At 51.4% G+C, this 15149-nt stretch carries 16 protein-coding genes and 1 tRNA gene; 4 read left to right on the forward strand and 13 right to left on the reverse strand.

Annotation, left to right across the window (positions count from 1 at the left end):
• Positions 1-2 precede the first annotated feature (2 nt).
• The 4 genes from GOB58_RS02200 to GOB58_RS02215 form a co-directional block, all read right to left on the reverse strand.
• Positions 3-263, reverse strand: a complete 261-nt coding sequence (locus tag GOB58_RS02200; protein ID WP_173559199.1) for a hypothetical protein — start codon at positions 261-263, stop codon at positions 3-5.
• Entirely contained in the window at positions 260-1936 is a 1677-nt protein-coding gene (locus GOB58_RS02205; protein WP_173559200.1) for a PepSY-associated TM helix domain-containing protein, read from the reverse strand. The genes GOB58_RS02200 and GOB58_RS02205 overlap by 4 nt, the downstream gene beginning before the upstream one ends.
• Positions 1930-4146, reverse strand: coding sequence for a TonB-dependent siderophore receptor (locus GOB58_RS02210; protein WP_242005184.1), 2217 nt, complete (start codon positions 4144-4146; stop codon positions 1930-1932). The genes GOB58_RS02205 and GOB58_RS02210 overlap by 7 nt, the downstream gene beginning before the upstream one ends.
• A gap of 119 nt (positions 4147-4265) precedes the next feature.
• Entirely contained in the window at positions 4266-5153 is an 888-nt protein-coding gene (locus GOB58_RS02215) for a rhamnan synthesis F family protein (RefSeq protein WP_173559201.1), read from the reverse strand.
• Positions 5154-5315: 162 nt separating this feature from the next.
• Between GOB58_RS02215 and GOB58_RS02220 the strand changes: the two genes are divergently transcribed.
• Positions 5316-5585: an HU family DNA-binding protein gene (locus GOB58_RS02220; RefSeq protein WP_086553793.1), complete on the forward strand. Its 270-nt coding sequence runs from the start codon at positions 5316-5318 to the stop codon at positions 5583-5585.
• A 152-nt stretch (positions 5586-5737) separates the two neighbouring features.
• Here the strand turns inward: GOB58_RS02220 and GOB58_RS02225 are convergent, their stop codons facing one another.
• The 6 genes from GOB58_RS02225 to GOB58_RS02250 form a co-directional block, all read right to left on the reverse strand.
• Positions 5738-6991, reverse strand: coding sequence for an MFS transporter (locus GOB58_RS02225; protein WP_173559202.1), 1254 nt, complete (start codon positions 6989-6991; stop codon positions 5738-5740).
• 161 nt (positions 6992-7152) lie between these two features.
• Positions 7153-7227, reverse strand: a tRNA-Gln gene (locus GOB58_RS02230).
• 52 nt (positions 7228-7279) lie between these two features.
• Positions 7280-7936 carry a TetR family transcriptional regulator gene (locus tag GOB58_RS02235; protein WP_086636079.1) on the reverse strand — a complete coding sequence of 219 codons (657 nt, stop codon included), beginning with the start codon at positions 7934-7936 and terminating at the stop codon, positions 7280-7282.
• Positions 7937-7977: 41 nt separating this feature from the next.
• Positions 7978-8796 carry a pyrroline-5-carboxylate reductase gene (gene proC / locus GOB58_RS02240; protein WP_173559203.1) on the reverse strand — a complete coding sequence of 273 codons (819 nt, stop codon included), beginning with the start codon at positions 8794-8796 and terminating at the stop codon, positions 7978-7980.
• A 1-nt stretch (position 8797) separates the two neighbouring features.
• Positions 8798-9298, reverse strand: a complete 501-nt coding sequence (locus GOB58_RS02245; RefSeq protein ID WP_086553797.1) for a type III secretion system chaperone family protein — start codon at positions 9296-9298, stop codon at positions 8798-8800.
• A 74-nt stretch (positions 9299-9372) separates the two neighbouring features.
• The gene (locus tag GOB58_RS02250; RefSeq protein ID WP_086553798.1) at positions 9373-9633 is read right to left on the reverse strand and encodes an accessory factor UbiK family protein; all 261 of its coding nucleotides are present in this window, start codon (positions 9631-9633) and stop codon (positions 9373-9375) included.
• 264 nt (positions 9634-9897) lie between these two features.
• Between GOB58_RS02250 and GOB58_RS02255 the strand changes: the two genes are divergently transcribed.
• Positions 9898-10074, forward strand: a complete 177-nt coding sequence (locus GOB58_RS02255) for a hypothetical protein (protein ID WP_173559204.1) — start codon at positions 9898-9900, stop codon at positions 10072-10074.
• Positions 10071-10979, forward strand: coding sequence for a DnaJ C-terminal domain-containing protein (locus GOB58_RS02260; RefSeq protein WP_086553799.1), 909 nt, complete (start codon positions 10071-10073; stop codon positions 10977-10979). Before GOB58_RS02255 ends, GOB58_RS02260 begins: the two co-directional genes overlap by 4 nt.
• 3 nt (positions 10980-10982) lie before the next feature.
• Here GOB58_RS02260 and GOB58_RS02265 read toward each other — a convergent pair whose 3' ends face one another.
• Complete coding sequence (locus tag GOB58_RS02265) at positions 10983-11399, reverse strand: hypothetical protein (protein ID WP_086553800.1); 417 nt, start codon at positions 11397-11399, stop codon at positions 10983-10985.
• Positions 11400-11571: 172 nt separating this feature from the next.
• Between GOB58_RS02265 and GOB58_RS02270 the strand changes: the two genes are divergently transcribed.
• On the forward strand, positions 11572-11820 hold the full coding sequence (locus tag GOB58_RS02270) for a hypothetical protein (protein ID WP_173559205.1): 249 nt from the start codon (positions 11572-11574) through the stop codon (positions 11818-11820).
• Positions 11821-11822: 2 nt separating this feature from the next.
• On the opposite strand, the gene GOB58_RS02275 is transcribed toward GOB58_RS02270, so the two are convergent.
• Positions 11823-12569 carry a 2OG-Fe dioxygenase family protein gene (locus GOB58_RS02275; RefSeq protein ID WP_173559206.1) on the reverse strand — a complete coding sequence of 249 codons (747 nt, stop codon included), beginning with the start codon at positions 12567-12569 and terminating at the stop codon, positions 11823-11825.
• A 2-nt stretch (positions 12570-12571) separates the two neighbouring features.
• On the reverse strand, positions 12572-14974 hold the full coding sequence (locus GOB58_RS02280) for a mechanosensitive ion channel family protein (RefSeq protein ID WP_407651728.1): 2403 nt from the start codon (positions 14972-14974) through the stop codon (positions 12572-12574).
• Positions 14975-15149: the final 175 nt, after the last annotated feature.

The following is a 15149-nucleotide window of genomic DNA, read 5'->3' on the forward strand; positions in this document are numbered from 1 at the left end:
CTTCAGGTTTTGATGTGCTGGTGGCTGCCGCGTAAAGCTGCGATTGCCACCACGCACAGGCCTGCCATTTCAGCCCATGTCACAAGTGCTGCCAGTGCGGAGTGATAGTGACTGAGCAGGCAGCAAAATGAAAAAAACAGACAGAGTATGCTGATGCTTCGCAGTTGAAAGCGGTGTTTTAACATGTCAGCCCGCCTGGTAATAAAGGCAGGCAGGCAGAGCCCTGCTCCGGTACTGAGCAGAGAGAGTAAAATTACGCTCACGGGGTGCGGCCTTTGTGCAGTATGGCTGCAATAAAGGCTGCGGCCAGAGTGAGTGAGACGAGTATAAAGCTGGTTCCGATTGCGCCGGGTACTGTCATGCTGAGTATAGCGATAGTCAGTAGTATTATGCTCATCAGCCCACATAATAAGCGCCAGGAGAGGCGTGCTGGCAGACATGCACATATAAAAACCAGCACAGCCCACAGAATAAACATGCTTTGTACTTCATATTCTGCACGGCTGGCCCATGAAACAGGAAGAAGTCTGTTAATAATAAAATAGCTGCTCAGGGCAACAGGTCCGCCTGTAATGATGGCGGGGTTGAGCCGTGCGATGATCGTGTACATACCCCCCTGCCGTTTAGGATGGCTGACCCAAAGACAGAGCCCGCTGGCGATAACAACAGCCAGCAACAGGCCGGAGAGGAAGTAGAGCCAGCGGGTAAAGGTATCAGCAAAATGCGCAACATGAAGGCCGTAAAGTACGGAAAAAAGAGAGATCACTGAGCGGTGCTCGTGCGTATCAGAAAGAACTTCACCGTTCTTACCTTCGATACGCAACACGTGAGAGTTATTGCCAATGCTACCCTGGTCATCACCTGAAAAAACTATTAGCGAGGCGCTGTCCATCGGGTTGTAAATATAAATCTGGGCAGGCGTAAAATCAGGATTATTCTGCCTGAGCTTTTGCATTAACGGGGCAATGGCCGTTAGCCTGGCTGGCATGCCGGTTAATGGTAAGGGCGCACTGCCTGGCTGGAGTTCACCTGCAAAGCTGTTGATATCATTATGATAAACGGTTTGCACGCTCCACGGAAACAGCAGTGTGGCAAGTGTCACTGCACCTGAAAGAGCGATAACCAGGTGGAAAGGCAGGGCGGCGACGCCTCCGACATTATGAGCATCCAGCCAGCTTCGTCTGCCTTTGGCGGGGCGAAAGGTAAAAAAATCAATAAAGATGCGCCGGTGTATAATAACGCCGCTTAGCAGAGTCAGAACGAGGGCTAAGGCGGCTATAGCGGCAAGCAGGCGCCCCCAGGGGTAGGGGAGCTGAAGTTCAAAGTGAAAGCGATAAAAAAAATCGCCGCCCAGCGTATCACGAATAACATCCGGGGCGCCGGTCAGAGGGTCGAGAGCGCGTTGCATAAAAGTGCCATCGGGTGCCTGCCATACAGCCCAGACAAAAGGGGCGCGTAGTCCATCAGGGCCAGGGAAGAGCGTAAGATACCAGGCTGATGATGTAGCTGCGTGTGCAGAAAGCCAGTTAACAGCGGTTTGTAAGGCCTGTGCAGGTGTAGCGATGCGCCCTTGCAGTTCTGGGCGCATCCATATCCCTATTTCAGGTCGGAAAACGCTGAGCGTGCCAGAGAGTACGATAATGTAGATGATCCAGCCTGTAACAATGCCAGCCCAGTTGTGCAGCCATGCCATAGCTTTACGAAATGGTACGTGGCCAGCCGGGCCATAGCAAAAAAATCCAGCCATAACAGCCACAGGCCACAATACCAGCGAGCTCATTGTTCCGATGAGTGCCCGGTCAGCTCTGTGCAGCGGCAGAGCCCAGGCCAGAACAGCCCCCCCAAGGGCTGCCAGTGCATAGCCTGTGAGTAAAATCCCAAAACTGCGGAGCACAGCCTTAAGGCGCGCACCGCTGGATAATGGGTGTTTTACCATGAAAAGCCGATACTGGCCTGCGCATTACGGCGTTCGCCATAGTAGCAGAATGCCTGACCGTATGACGCATAAGCGAGACAGTTTGAAACATAATGTTTGTCAAACAGGTTGCGCACACTGGCTGAGGCAGTCCATCCCCGCAGGGACGGAGACAGGTTTGACAGATCGTAGCGTAATGAGCCGTCAAACAGAGCATATTGCGGCACCCAGACACTCCCGTAATCAGCTTGTCCACCGTAAGCTTTGGCAGTGTATCGCATCCCACCGCCAAAGCCGAACCCTTTAAGCGGGCCTGATGGCATGGTGTAGAATGCAAACAGAGAGGCATTGCCTTTGCCAGACTGAATAAGGGGTTTACCTGTCGAGTCGTCATGCACGCGCTGAACGCTCACAGCGGCCTCGAGCATCAGATTTTTATAGACATCAGCATGGGCTTCAAACTCAAAGCCATCTGAGTGTACTTTGCCACTTTCAATGCCGTAGGGCAGATTGCCGACAGCAACAAGGACATTGGACTGCTCGATATGGAACCCCGCAGCTGTCAGCAGAATGGGTGTGCCGGGGATCTGGTATTTCACACCACCTTCAAGCTGTTTGCCCAGTGTTGGGTTGGCCTGGCTCAGGGTTTTGCCACCGTCCTTTGAGGTAAAGCCTGACTGTGGCTGGAAAGAGGTTGAGTAGCTGATATAAGGGGCAAGGCCAAATTTGAAATGGTAAAGGGCAGAAGCACGCCAGGTAATTTGTGAAGGGTTTTGTCTGGTGTCTGAACCGGCAAGATATTCTTTCTGGTCAGAGCGGTACCAGTCATTCCGCAGGCTGCCATTCAGCACCAGCCCGTGCCAGCGAATCTCATCCTGTGCGTATATTCCTATCTGGTGCGAGTTTGTCAGGTAGCGTGCACCCACCGTCTGAGCCGGAAATGCCATATGATAATCAGGGTGCAGAGCGTTGAGTGAAGGTGCATCACCCTGCGTGTAGGTTTCGGTAGCGCGCTGCCACATGTAGTCAAAGCCTGTCATAAGGGTGTGCTTAAGCGGGCCGGTGCGTACATGTCCTTTAAACTGGCTGTCATAGGCCATATTATAGGTGTGTTCTTTGGTACCATAGGCATAGCGGGGCAGGGTGTAACCGTCGGCTTCCCAGTATCCGGCATCGTATGTACTGCGGTTGATTACACGGATATCGTCATAGCGCCCGCGTGAGGAAAAACTCCAGTCATCGTTAAAGCGATGATTGAAGAAATAGGAAAATGCGCCCTGACGGCGATTGAATTTTTCGAATGAAACATCGCCATCATAAAAATTGCGAGGCAGATAGCCAAATGAGGCGCGTTTGAGTGAACCAACCAGAGGCACACCACCATAGGTGCCGCCTTCAGGGTCATACTGATAGTTCCCCAGAATGGTGAGTGTTGTTGGTCCGTTACCACCAAATGTAAAGGTCGGGCTGATAGAAAAACGGCGGCTGCCTGTGCGGGCCAGCTGCGTGTGCTGACCATTGGCTGTGCCGTAAAGGCGCCAGCGCACTGAGCCGTCATTATTTGCATAACCACCGACATCACTATCAACACGATAAAGGTCAAACATGCCGCCGGTTGCCGTGACATTGCCGTAAGAGCGCTGGTCAGTCGCAAGTTTGCTGGAGAGTGCGGCAAGTCCCCCCGGGCTTGACTGACCGTAGAGTGCTGATGCCGGCCCTTTGAGCATTTCAATACGGTCAAGGCGTGAGGTATCTGTCTGGGCAACCGCGTAGCCTGTCGGGCTGTCCTGCACTTTCAGGCCATCAAGAAAGGTGGGGACTGTAAAGCCGCGCAGCAAAAACTGGTCGTAGCGGGTACCAATGCCACCGCGCAGGTCAGGGGTTATGCCCGCAGCATAGCGCACGGCCTGATTCAGGCTCAGAACACCGCGTATATCCATCTCGTTACGTGTGATGACTGTGATTGACTGAGCCGTATCAATCAGTGGGGTATCACTCTTTGTTGCTGATGAGGCAACAACAGAGGCGCGTCGTCCCTTAACCGTCAGCTGTTCAGACGTGGCGGCCTGAGTATGCTGTGCTTTTGTGGCCTGCGTTGTGATGCGGTGTGGGTGCTTTTTGACGTGATCTGTTGTTGAGCTGCCGGCTGACTGGCTGGCTAAAGACGGAGTCGTCGATGCCAGAAAGCCAAGTGTCAGAAACATAGAGCTGTGACGAATGCCTCTGTGCATCGAAGTGGATTTCCCGGCCTGATAAAGTAAAGACAGGCGGAGATAGCGCTAATGAGAATGATTCTCAATATTAATAATTAATAATTTTTTTTCATGTGTGACGGGTTTGAACGGGTGTTTTAAAAACGAGGGCGATAGCGGTCAGCTTCAGACAGCATTGTGTAAAGCAGACGGCCTTTTCGGTTTGAACGGGTACGGGTCGTACGGGGTGGGGTGCCTGCAAGATATGCGTCGATCCACGCAGGGTTGAAACCATTGCCCGGCAGTATCTCGCGTCGCCAGTCAGACAGGGCCGGAATATGATAAGGGTTATCTCTGAGGAGCTCCTGCTTTATAAAAGGCACCAGTCCTGTGCGTAAAAAAGAACGCCAGCGCGCATGGGCCGGGTTAGCAGGAAAAAAACGGGCTAATGGCGCCCTGAGGTCGCTCCATAACGCATCGGGTGTGAAGCCACTATCGGTAAGGGCGACAGAAAGCCCCAGTTCGCCATGCCAGATAATTTCTGAGCGGGACATGTTCTCAAATGGCAGATGAAAAATCCGTTTTACTGCAGGCGCCTGCCATGCCTGTTGAGAGAGGCTGACAAACCATGACTGAAGGTGTGGCGTAACAGCGCGTGAGGCGACGAGGCCCCATGCGGGTTTTTGAGAGGCTTTGAATTTTTGTAAAAGAGGAGGCAGCGGTGCAAAGGGCCCGAAAACACTGTCGTTAGCCAGCACAATAAAAGGCACATTATGTGTGGGTATATGGTTCCGCAGATAGCACCATGCGCCAAAATCAAGGCCTTTATTGGGTCTGGTATAGGTCTGTATTCTGTTTTCTGTGCAAAAGGTCAGGCTGTCAGCAGTAATATGCTCTGTGCCGGAAAAACAGACATGCAGCGTTAAACCACACTCCAGCAGGTTTCTGAGATAAAATTTTGTGTAGTCAGGAAGAGCGCCATCGGGGGTATAAGCGGCAAAAAGGCAGAGTGATCCCGGAGGGAGAGGAGGGGGGTAGCATACCATTCTTCACTGTCTTTTCTGGTTTCTGATAAGATATTTTTCGTACTGTTTTCAATGAAGTTATATTTTTTCTGAAAATATGACTACAAGCATAGCGAGAAGTCGGGTAGCATAAGCTATAATTACCAATAAGATAATTTTATCTGTAAGGGAGATATTGTCTCAATGAGCAAAGCATTTATTGCGGCTGTCATTCAGGATTCGATCAATTGCACCGGCGTTGCGGCCAATCAGGCGGCTAACGATCTGCTAGACGCTATTATTGAAGAACTTAAAAATGAAGGTGGGTTTACTCTGCCGTCTTTTGGGACTTTTACAGTGCGTAAGACCAAGGCGCGTAAGGCTCTTAACCCACGCACAGGTGAGCAGGTTAAAGTAAAAGCTGGTAAGACCGTGCGCTTTAAGGCCAGCCCGAACCTTAAAAAAGTTGTATAATACCCTGATCGCAGAGCAGAAAAACTGTTGGCACTGTATTCGGTTTTTCTCCTGATCCGGGTGTAACCTGCAGGTAAAACTCTCTGAAAGCGGAGTATATTTCGTGTGTTCTTTTCGAAATATACTCCGTTATTTTTCTTAATTGTTTAGAATTACGTCGTCTTTCTGAGTTCCTGAGGGGTGATGTCATCCAGCCTGTCGAGTTTTCTCAGGCCAGGGAAGAGTGCCATCCATATTGCTGTGATGGCGAGTGTACCAATGCCGCCAATGACGACAGCAGGTACAGCGCCGACCGCACTTGCCAGCATACCGCTTTCAAATTCCCCCAGCTGATTTGATGAGCCGATAAACAGCATGTTTACGGCTGATACCCGCCCGCGCATTTCGTCAGGTGTGCCAAGCTGTACCAGTGAGCTGCGTACCATGACGCTGATGACGTCAGCACCTCCCAGAACTGCGAGTGCAAGCACGGAGAGGGGGATGGACTTCGAGAATCCGAAGAGAATCGTGGCGACACCGAAAACAGCAACGGAGAAAAACATCCATAATCCTGAGTTGTGCCCCATGGGCCGGCGGGCCAGTACAGCAGCAACCAGTAAGGCCCCTATGGCCGGAGCAGCTCTGAGCAGTCCCAGTCCCCATGGGCCGGCATGCAAAATGTCAGTTGCATACAGAGGCAACATAGCTGTGGCCCCTCCCAACAGGACAGCAAACAGATCGAGTGACAGTGCGCCCAGCATGGTCGGGTTTTGCCTGAGGAAGATAATACCGCCAAAAACAGCGGCCAGGCTAACGGGCTGCCGCGGGCGTGAAGGGAAGCTGAGCTTCATGAGTAAAGTAGAGAGAGCCGCTATGCCAAAGCCGATGGCACATAGCGCATAGCATGGCGTTGGCCCCAGGCCGTAAAGCAAGCCTCCGATCGAGGGGCCGGCAATACAGGCAACCTGAAACAGGGAGGATGAGAGTGCTGTTGCGCGAGGAAAGGCCGATACCGGCACGATAGCGGGTATAAAAGTTTGCTGAGCTGGCATTTCAAAGGCGCGGCACATGCCAAAAAGTGCCACCAGCCCGTATATCATGACAGGGGTGACAACGTTTTGAAATGAGGCCAGAGCCATGAATAAAGCGGCCATAGCCTCTGTTATCTGGCAGATGATGACAATGCGACGCCGGTTGTACTGGTCAGCTGCATGGCCTGCCGGAAAGATAAAAGTGACCATGGGCAAAAACTGCGCCAGCCCTACAAAACCAAGGGCAGAGGCCTCGTGTGTAAGAGCGTAAATCTGCCATCCGACGGCGACAGCCTGCACCTGAGAGGAAAAAGCAGAGAGGGTGCGGGCCATAAGGGCTGCTTTCAGTCCCTTGAATGACAGGAGAGGGGCTTTAGCCGCAGGGTGGGAGGTCATTTGAAGGCAACATTCATAGCAGTACAGGCGTAACGGCAACGCGCTGCATCGTGAAAACATATAAGATGTGATTTTTTTACGCGCAGGTCAGCGCAGTGCATGGGAGAATAAAAGCTCTCTCATACAAAAGGTCAAATATCATCGTCGTGATACGGGAAAGATGGCTGGGGCGGGAGGATTCGAACCTCCGCATGGCGGAATCAAAATCCGCTGCCTTACCGCTTGGCTACGCCCCATTGGTGCCGTGGTGTGCCCTTTTAAGACAAACCAGGGCGTTTCGTAAAGATGTCAGTAGTCAGGTTTTTCATTAAAAGAGATATTTTCTGGTTCAGGCAGACCTGATGTCATAAAGTCAGAGCCATGTGAGAGGTCATCATCCGGTGCGGCATCACCTGCAAACAGCTTAAAACGAGCGGCTTTATCAAGTGCCTGATCAAGAGCTGCCATGGTACGGCTCATATCCTCACTGTCGTCTTTTTCCCATACGCGCAGCGTGTGCGTCCATATCCCGATAACAATGTTCGTGTTCACAAACCCTTTGATACCGGTGACAGGAATGCCGGCGGCATCAGTCATCCAGCGCATGCTTTCAAACGTTGCGCCACTCAGGAGGAGTGTCAGTGCCGGGTCAGTCGGCAGGGCATGTAAAACGGCCCGCACACCATCCCGATAGATCTGAAAGACATCGAAACGGCGCATGAGCAGATCAAAAAGTCGCTCTCTGGCTGGGCTGGTGTCGTTGTTATCAGCCAGTGCAGAATCATCAGCCAGCCGGCCAAGGCGCAGCAGCAGTGAGCTGCGTAGTGGAAAGCGTGTGCGTGTTTCAGAAAATGAAAGCTCAGCCTTACGGGCTGCATCGAGCAATGAGACAGAAGCCCAGCCTTTCTCAGCAGCCAGTGCCATAGCGGCGTTCAGGAGGGTCGTGTCAAAATCGTCGGTATCCATCAGAAAGACCTGTCAGATCAAAAATGAAAAAGAAAAAATCTTCAGGATGCCAGCTTTTCTGAGCGTGATACAGCAGCCTGAATGGCTTTGGTCACAGTGTCAGGCCAGGCATCCGGTGCCATGAATACGTTAAGAGCAGCTGCCGTAGTGCCGCCTGGGCTTGTGACACGGGTGCGGAGTTCAGCCGCATCAAGTGTGGAGTGGCTTAGCAGGCATCCGGCTCCGTAAATGGTCTGGCGTGCCAGTTCCCGGGCTGTATGTGGCGGCAGCCCCTGGTCAATACCCGCTTTTTCCAGCAGTTCGGCTAAAAGGAAAACATAAGCCGGGCCACTGCCGGAAACAGCCGTGACAATATCCATCTGGCTTTCCTGCTCAACCCATATTGTTTTACCAACCGCCCCGGCAAGTTTTTCGCAGTCATGTTTCTGCTGCTCAGTCACGTGAGGGCCGGCATAAAGCCCGGTCATGCCAACACCCAGTGCACAGGGTGTATTGGGCATAGCGCGAATAATGGCCGGAGGGTGCCCTGTATGGGCAAAGCTGTGCTGACTCAGGCTTTCGAGAGTGCGGCCAGCCATGAGAGAGAGGACCGGTACACCGGCAAAGTGTCGGGTCAGCTGATGTAGCAAGCTGTCAGACGTCTGCGGTTTGACAGCCATGACAATCACATCGGGTATAAAGTCAGCAGGAAGCTCTTCTGTCTGACGTATGTGCCTGTGTGGGTGAGGCAGCGTCTGATCGTGGCGATCGAGAATAACAGAGGGTCTTAAGCCCTGACTCAACCAGCCTTCCAGCATGGCGGTGCCCATTTTGCCGCACCCTGCCAGCAAAACAGAAGGAAGTAAGCGTGTGTCGTGCATTTCAGGCTTCTCCGGCACAGTTTAGCATCGCAGCCTTGACAGCTTCGGCAGGGTTCTGTCCACCCCACAAGAAAAACTGAAAAGCAGGGTAAAGACGTTCACATTCCGTCAGGGCGATGTCGATCAGGTCTTCAAAAATGTCTATATTCAGCTCAATGCCGCGGAGGAGCAGTGCATGACGAAACAGTAAAATGCCGTCTTCCTGATCCAGACTGAAATGCCCGATCCAGATATGCTCATTTGCCAGCGCAATGAGTTCATACATGCTCTTGCGCTTTGGTACAGAGACTTTCAGATCAAAAGCGCACGTAAAATGGATCGCGCTCAGCTCAGTCGACCATGAGAAAAAAAGTCCATAGGTGCACCATTTTCCCGGCGCTTCAGCTGCCAGCTCTGTGTCTGTGCAGCGGTCAAAATTCCAGTCCAGCCCTGCAGCAATCTGTTCAATCAGATCAAGTGGGTTAAGCGTGCCTGTGGCAGGTGCTGTGTTCAGTGCTGGCATGACTCACTCCTGGTCACTGGGCATACTAAAAGAACAAAATCAGGGTGCTTCAGGTATGACCGTTGCGTTATTGCTTAGCTGCGCTTCAGGTTTTCAATGTGTGTTTCAAGGTCAGCAATACGACGTTCAGCAGCATCAAGACTGATGCGGGTTTGTGTTGCCATCTCACGCACAATGTCAAACTCTTCACGTCTGACAACATGCAGGCTGGCCAGTATTTCACTAACGCGGTTACGTATGATGGCATTCAGCTCTTCACGTGCGCCGGTAAAGGCTGAAAAAGCGCCGCCGGCTATACCGGTCAGGTCATCAAAAAAGCGCGGTCTGTCAGTCATCTCCGGTTCTCCACTTAAAAAACAGCACAGGCAGCAGAAGGGATCTGGCACGGGCTTGTTTTAGTATCTTCTCCGAAGCCTTATAGTCTCTATAGAGGCCGGATGCTATCGGTTCTTTGAATCTTGCAGGTGTACGGGAGATAAAAAGGTAAGTTATCAGTGTTCAGGTTACAGAGATCCTGCTTTCTCCATTGACCGTAGGCGTTACCATTCCCATTATTACTCTTAGTATTATTTTAAATAAAGAGAGAGGATTAGCCGTATATGACTGCGCTATCGGCTGAGGCGTTTTTGAAACCCAGGATTGATGCTCTTGTCAGGGAGGCAGAACTGGCAGGGTACAATCGGGATGTTGCGATTGCCCTGCTGATTAGTCTTCTGGACACAGGTAGTTTTATACAGGATCCGACATCAGTAACAACGCAGGGAAAAGGTCAATGAGTGCGCGTGATCCTTATGAGGTTCTGGGACTTGCAAGAGGAGCCTCCCAGGATGACATTCGCAAAGCTTACCGGCAGAAGGCAAAAAAATATCATCCTGATTTGAACCCGGATGATAAAGTCGCTGAAGAGCAGTTTAAAGCTGTGAATCAGGCTAATGACCTTTTGTCTGACCCTGAAAAGCGCGCTCGTTTTGACCGTGGTGAGCTTGATGCTGACGGGCAGGAAAGAGCTCCTCATGGCTATGGTGGTGGCTTTCAGGGTGGCCGCGGTGGTTTTGGTTATTCAGGAGCAGGCCAGGAGGGGCATTTTTCAGGGGATGATCTGCATGATATTTTTGGCATGTTCTCTGGTGGTCCGCGTGCTCGCCGCAGAGGCCCTCAAAAGGGTGCTGACCGGTCTTACACTCTCAACGTCAGCTTTCTTGAGTCTGTTAACGGGGCCACTTCACGCATCACGTTGCCTGATGGGTCCGTGCTCGATGTAAAAATTCCACCTGGGATTGAAAGTGGTCAGCATCTGCGCCTGCGTGGCAAAGGTGAAGATGGAGTACAGGGCGGACCTAAAGGTGATGCTCTGATTACTGTAATTGTGAACCCTGATGCTACCTATACCCGTAAAGGGAGTGATGTGTATCAGATTTTGCCAGTTGATCTTAAAACAGCCGTGCTGGGGGGGAGCATCATGGTTCCCACGCCAACAGGGTCTGTTAAGATGAACGTGCCTGCCGGTTCTGATACCGGTACCAGACTGCGTTTGCGCGGGCGTGGTGTTCAGGAGCATGGGGCGCGTCCGGCAGGCAATCTTTACGTTACTCTGAATGTGACAATCGGTAAGTCCGATGCTGCCCTGGAGGAGTTTTTAAAGACATGGACTCCGGCTTCAGCTTCGGAGCAGAGTGTTTAATCTTTACTCATCGCGGTAGAGGAACATATTCAGATGTTGTTTCTCACCGCTGCCATCAATACGCAGCATGGCGCTGTTGTCTGATATCAGGGAAAATGTCACGCTCAGGCCGTTTTGTCTGGCAGACCACGCCGAGCCTGACTGACGGGTAAGATGAAACTGGTCCTGTCCGGTTATTTTTGTGAGTGTGTCAGGTAAAATAACTGTCAGGCTGGTTTTGGGGTTTGTCGGGTCTGTCGCCTTCACTGTGACTGAAGGCAGTGACATAGCTGACCAGTGGCCCTCAAAAAAGTGTGTGGCGTAATGATGAGTCATGCTCTGGCTGGCAGGTGTTTCTGCTATGGCAGACGGAGTTGTATATTTGGTGAGAGGTAATACTGCGGCAAGACTTGCGCAGAGCAGGCAGGGTAAGGGTTTCATAAAAATTCTCCGGTACAATATTCTTCTGGGTATGATGAGAGGAATATCGCACAATGCGTCAGGGTTGTGTGTGTGTCGCCTGATCTGAAAATAACAGGGAACTTTGATTCTATTGGTTTTATTTTAATAAAGGGAGGGTGCTGTTATTACAAAAATACAATCTGATACGATTGTGTCTGAACAGTCATCTGATACAAATGTTCACGAAAAGCAGGTAGCGTGCGAGGTTGCCGGGCAGACAAAGGCTGCAATGCGCCCTCTGCCCTCTCCGACTTCCACAGATTCTGTCACAGTATCTTCAAACCATGGAGAGGAGCAAACTCCTCAGCTTAAAGATATTACGCAGGCAGGCGTTGCTGTTCTCTTTGTCATGGGACTGATTTTTGTGAGCCTGCACGCTATTCATTATGCAGGGTATTAATTTTATTCGTGCCGTAATGTGACGACCAGTACGTCTCTGTAAGCCGGGCGGGTCGTATCAAGCGGGGTTATGGCGGTCACACCATGATAAACTCTGCTGTCATTGACGAAAGCTGCGTCCATGGCATTCGTGAGGGTGAAGCTGCCTGCCGGGTTTCGGTTCAGATCATAGATGGTCGTGGTACCGCTGGTGATATTTTCACGGTGCACCATAAGCACACACACCCAGTCTACCCCATCCTGATGCAGCCCTTCAGGTGTCGGCTGTCCTGCGAAGGAGGCATTCGCTTCGATCCGGAACTGATGTACTTCAGCATGCCAGGTTTTCGGGTGCAGGTTTTCGGGTGTCAGATTAGTTGCAATACGACGAAGCACTGCCAGAACAGCCAGTAACGCCGGGTGCGACCCGGCTGCCTGTGTGATGGGTTTAAACAGACGCTCAATACCACCATTAAGCGTATTATAGTCTCTGCTCTGGTAATGTGGCTGGTGTGCTTTGCGTATAATCGCATTCTCTGACACAGAGTAGGTTGCATAGCGCCGGCGTCTGTAGCGACCGTTGTCGGCCATATAGCGATCAACGCCAAGGTTGTTCCAGCTTGTGGCAAAGCTTTCCCAGTTCTTCAGGCCATATTCTTCCAGCAAAGGGCGCATGGCGACGGCCTGCTCGTAAGCAAAGCCGTATTTTTGTAATGCGCCTTCAAGCGAGTCCAGGCAGGTTTTTTCTGAAAATTCAGAAGGCGCCGACATGCTTAGTTTTTTCCTTCAGGTTTTTGGTGGCCGGTTTCATCCGGCGTGTGCACTGGTGTGTCGGTGTTAGTGGCTGGAAGAGTGCCCGCCCGGGGGGTAAAGGCATCAGGGAAAGCATCAACAGCCAGGTGCATCGCTGTGTCAGGCGGCGTGGTGTAGTAAGAGGTGGGCGTATAGAACTGCACGTCCTCGTCAGCCATGAGTTTTGCCAGACGCCGGTAAAATTCACGCTGCACTTTCCATTTCATCATGGGAGCTGTGCGGATCGTACCAAGTAAAACAGCACCATTGCTGTCAGAGCAGTCAACGCCAAGGTCATTATAGTCAGAGAAGATAATGCTTTTGAAAGCATCTTCTGTACGCATTTCTTTAATGACACCAGCCATAATTGCGGCAACCCGTGTTGAATCTTCGGCCAGTGTCAGTGTCTGGCGGACAATGATCTGGTTAAAGCCCTTACCGGTATTTGCAATGGATGTCACAGATGAGAACGGAATAATATGCAGGTCACCATCAAATGATCTCACACGCAATGTGCGGATTGAGAGATGTTCAACCGTACCTGATACACCACTGGCAGTTACCCAGTCGCCAACCTGAATGGCGTTTTCGGCGAGCATGAAAAAGCCGGTGATAACGTCTTTCCACAGACTTTGAGAACCAAATGACAGACCAACGCCCAGAATACCGGCACCGGTAAGCAGCGGTGTAACATTAATGCCGATCTGAGAGAGTGTCGTGACAGCCACGATAATTACGATAATGACCAGCAGGACAGTTCGAATAATAGGCAGGACTGTGCGCAGGCGGGTCGCGCGGGAAGATTGCTGCTGTGCGGTGTAGCGGTCGATCTGCTTGTTGAGCAGACCATTAATGAGCTCCCATGCCAGAGAAGCGACAGTGAGGCCAATAGTCAGCATAAGGATAGCGCTGAGCAGGCGTGAACCTACGGTGCTCTGGGTAAAGAAGTAAACGCCTGGGATGCCCCAGCTTTGAGCAAGAAAGACGCAGGTCGCAAAGACAATAAAGAAGGTCAGAATACGCCGTACAAACGGATAATAGTAATCAGCACGTTTCTGGAGGCCCGGATGAGAGGCTTCCATTTCGGCAGAAATGTGGAAGAGGCGGTCCTGACCACCGTAAATTAATACGGCAGCAAGCCTTGAAAGTGCGAGGCACAGAAGTGTCATCAGCAGACCATGGAGAATCCACTGATATCCGCCCTTCAGGTGAGCTGCCCAGATGAACCACAGGGCGATATCGAGGAAGAGGACCGGAATCCACCAGAAATTTGCCAGCGTACCAATAAAAGACCAGAAGGCTCGTTTCTTTTTTTCTGCTGATGGCTGGAGAGTGGCTGCAACAATATTACGCACGCGCCAGATAAACGCGGCAATAATCAGATGCATAACCAGAATAACGCCACGCAGCATCGCCTGCTCGCCACGTGCAGGCAGATCGAACTCACTTCCCAGTGTGGAAAGGCAGATAATCAGAGCCGGTACAGCAACCAGAGCCATCCACCAGCGGGTTAGCATGTGAGCTGTCGTGCTGCTGACAGGGATAAGGCGGATGGCAGGGGAACGCGGAGCGAGAGCAGTTTCAAGAAGCAGATATAATACACGGGCAAGGATGTATGCCGTGACCAGAGTAAACGTTACCGTACGCCCCTGAGAGGAAACCGTCAGAAAAATACCGCCCAGGTAGCCGGTCAGCAGAGCAGCAAGAACGGGCACCATTTTAAGCAGCAGGTGCATAAGGGTGTAAGGTGTGCGGGAGAGGTAGCTAAGGACCTGGTCGCGGTGTTTCTGATCCTTCGCCCGGGTGTCTGCACCGTCTGTCCCGGTTGCTTCAGCGGCATATTCAGCGGCAGCTTTTTCCCGTTTTTGATTCTGCTGCTTTTCAGCCATCTTAGTGAAAGAAATAAGACGTTTTCTTAAGAAGATGCTGATAAAATGCTCAAGAACAATTGCTGCAATAGCGATAAAACCAGCGCGGCTAAAAGCATCAATTAAGGTTTTTCTGGTATCAGAGTGACTGATCTCAGAGTGAAACCACGAGCCAACAAAGCCAAGGTCTTCGAATAGTCCGACAAAATTATATGTGTACTGTTTTAATGTTTGAGAGACAGAGCTTAGTTCTGAGTTAATATTGTGGCTGTTTATGACCGGGGTTATTACGCCGCCGGCAGAAGCCGGGGCCGCAGCTGGCGGCAACCCTTTGGCCATTAAAGACAGGGTGTGTGTAAAATCTTCACGTTTGCGGGGGTCATTAAGGACAGACAAAAGCTGTTCAGCATCCTGACGGCTTAACGTCGCGGCTGGTGGTGTGTCAGCTGCACAGGCAGCAGTTGCACCTATAATATGTGGTATAAAACCAGCCAGAAGGAGAGCTGCTACAATCATTGTGAGAGCAGCCCGTCGCAGTGACGATAACAATCTGGAATGGATGGAAACGTATGTCTGGCTTACTGCCGCCATGGCGTACCTGTCCTTTTTTCATCTTAAACAGAAAAATGACGCTGTCACGTTATGCAGAAGATGTGAAGCGTACAGAGATAAAGTGCGTTAGGGTAAAAGC

Origin of the sequence: Acetobacter thailandicus (genome assembly GCF_011516655.1) — a bacterium.
Lineage (GTDB): Bacteria > Pseudomonadota > Alphaproteobacteria > Acetobacterales > Acetobacteraceae > Acetobacter > Acetobacter thailandicus.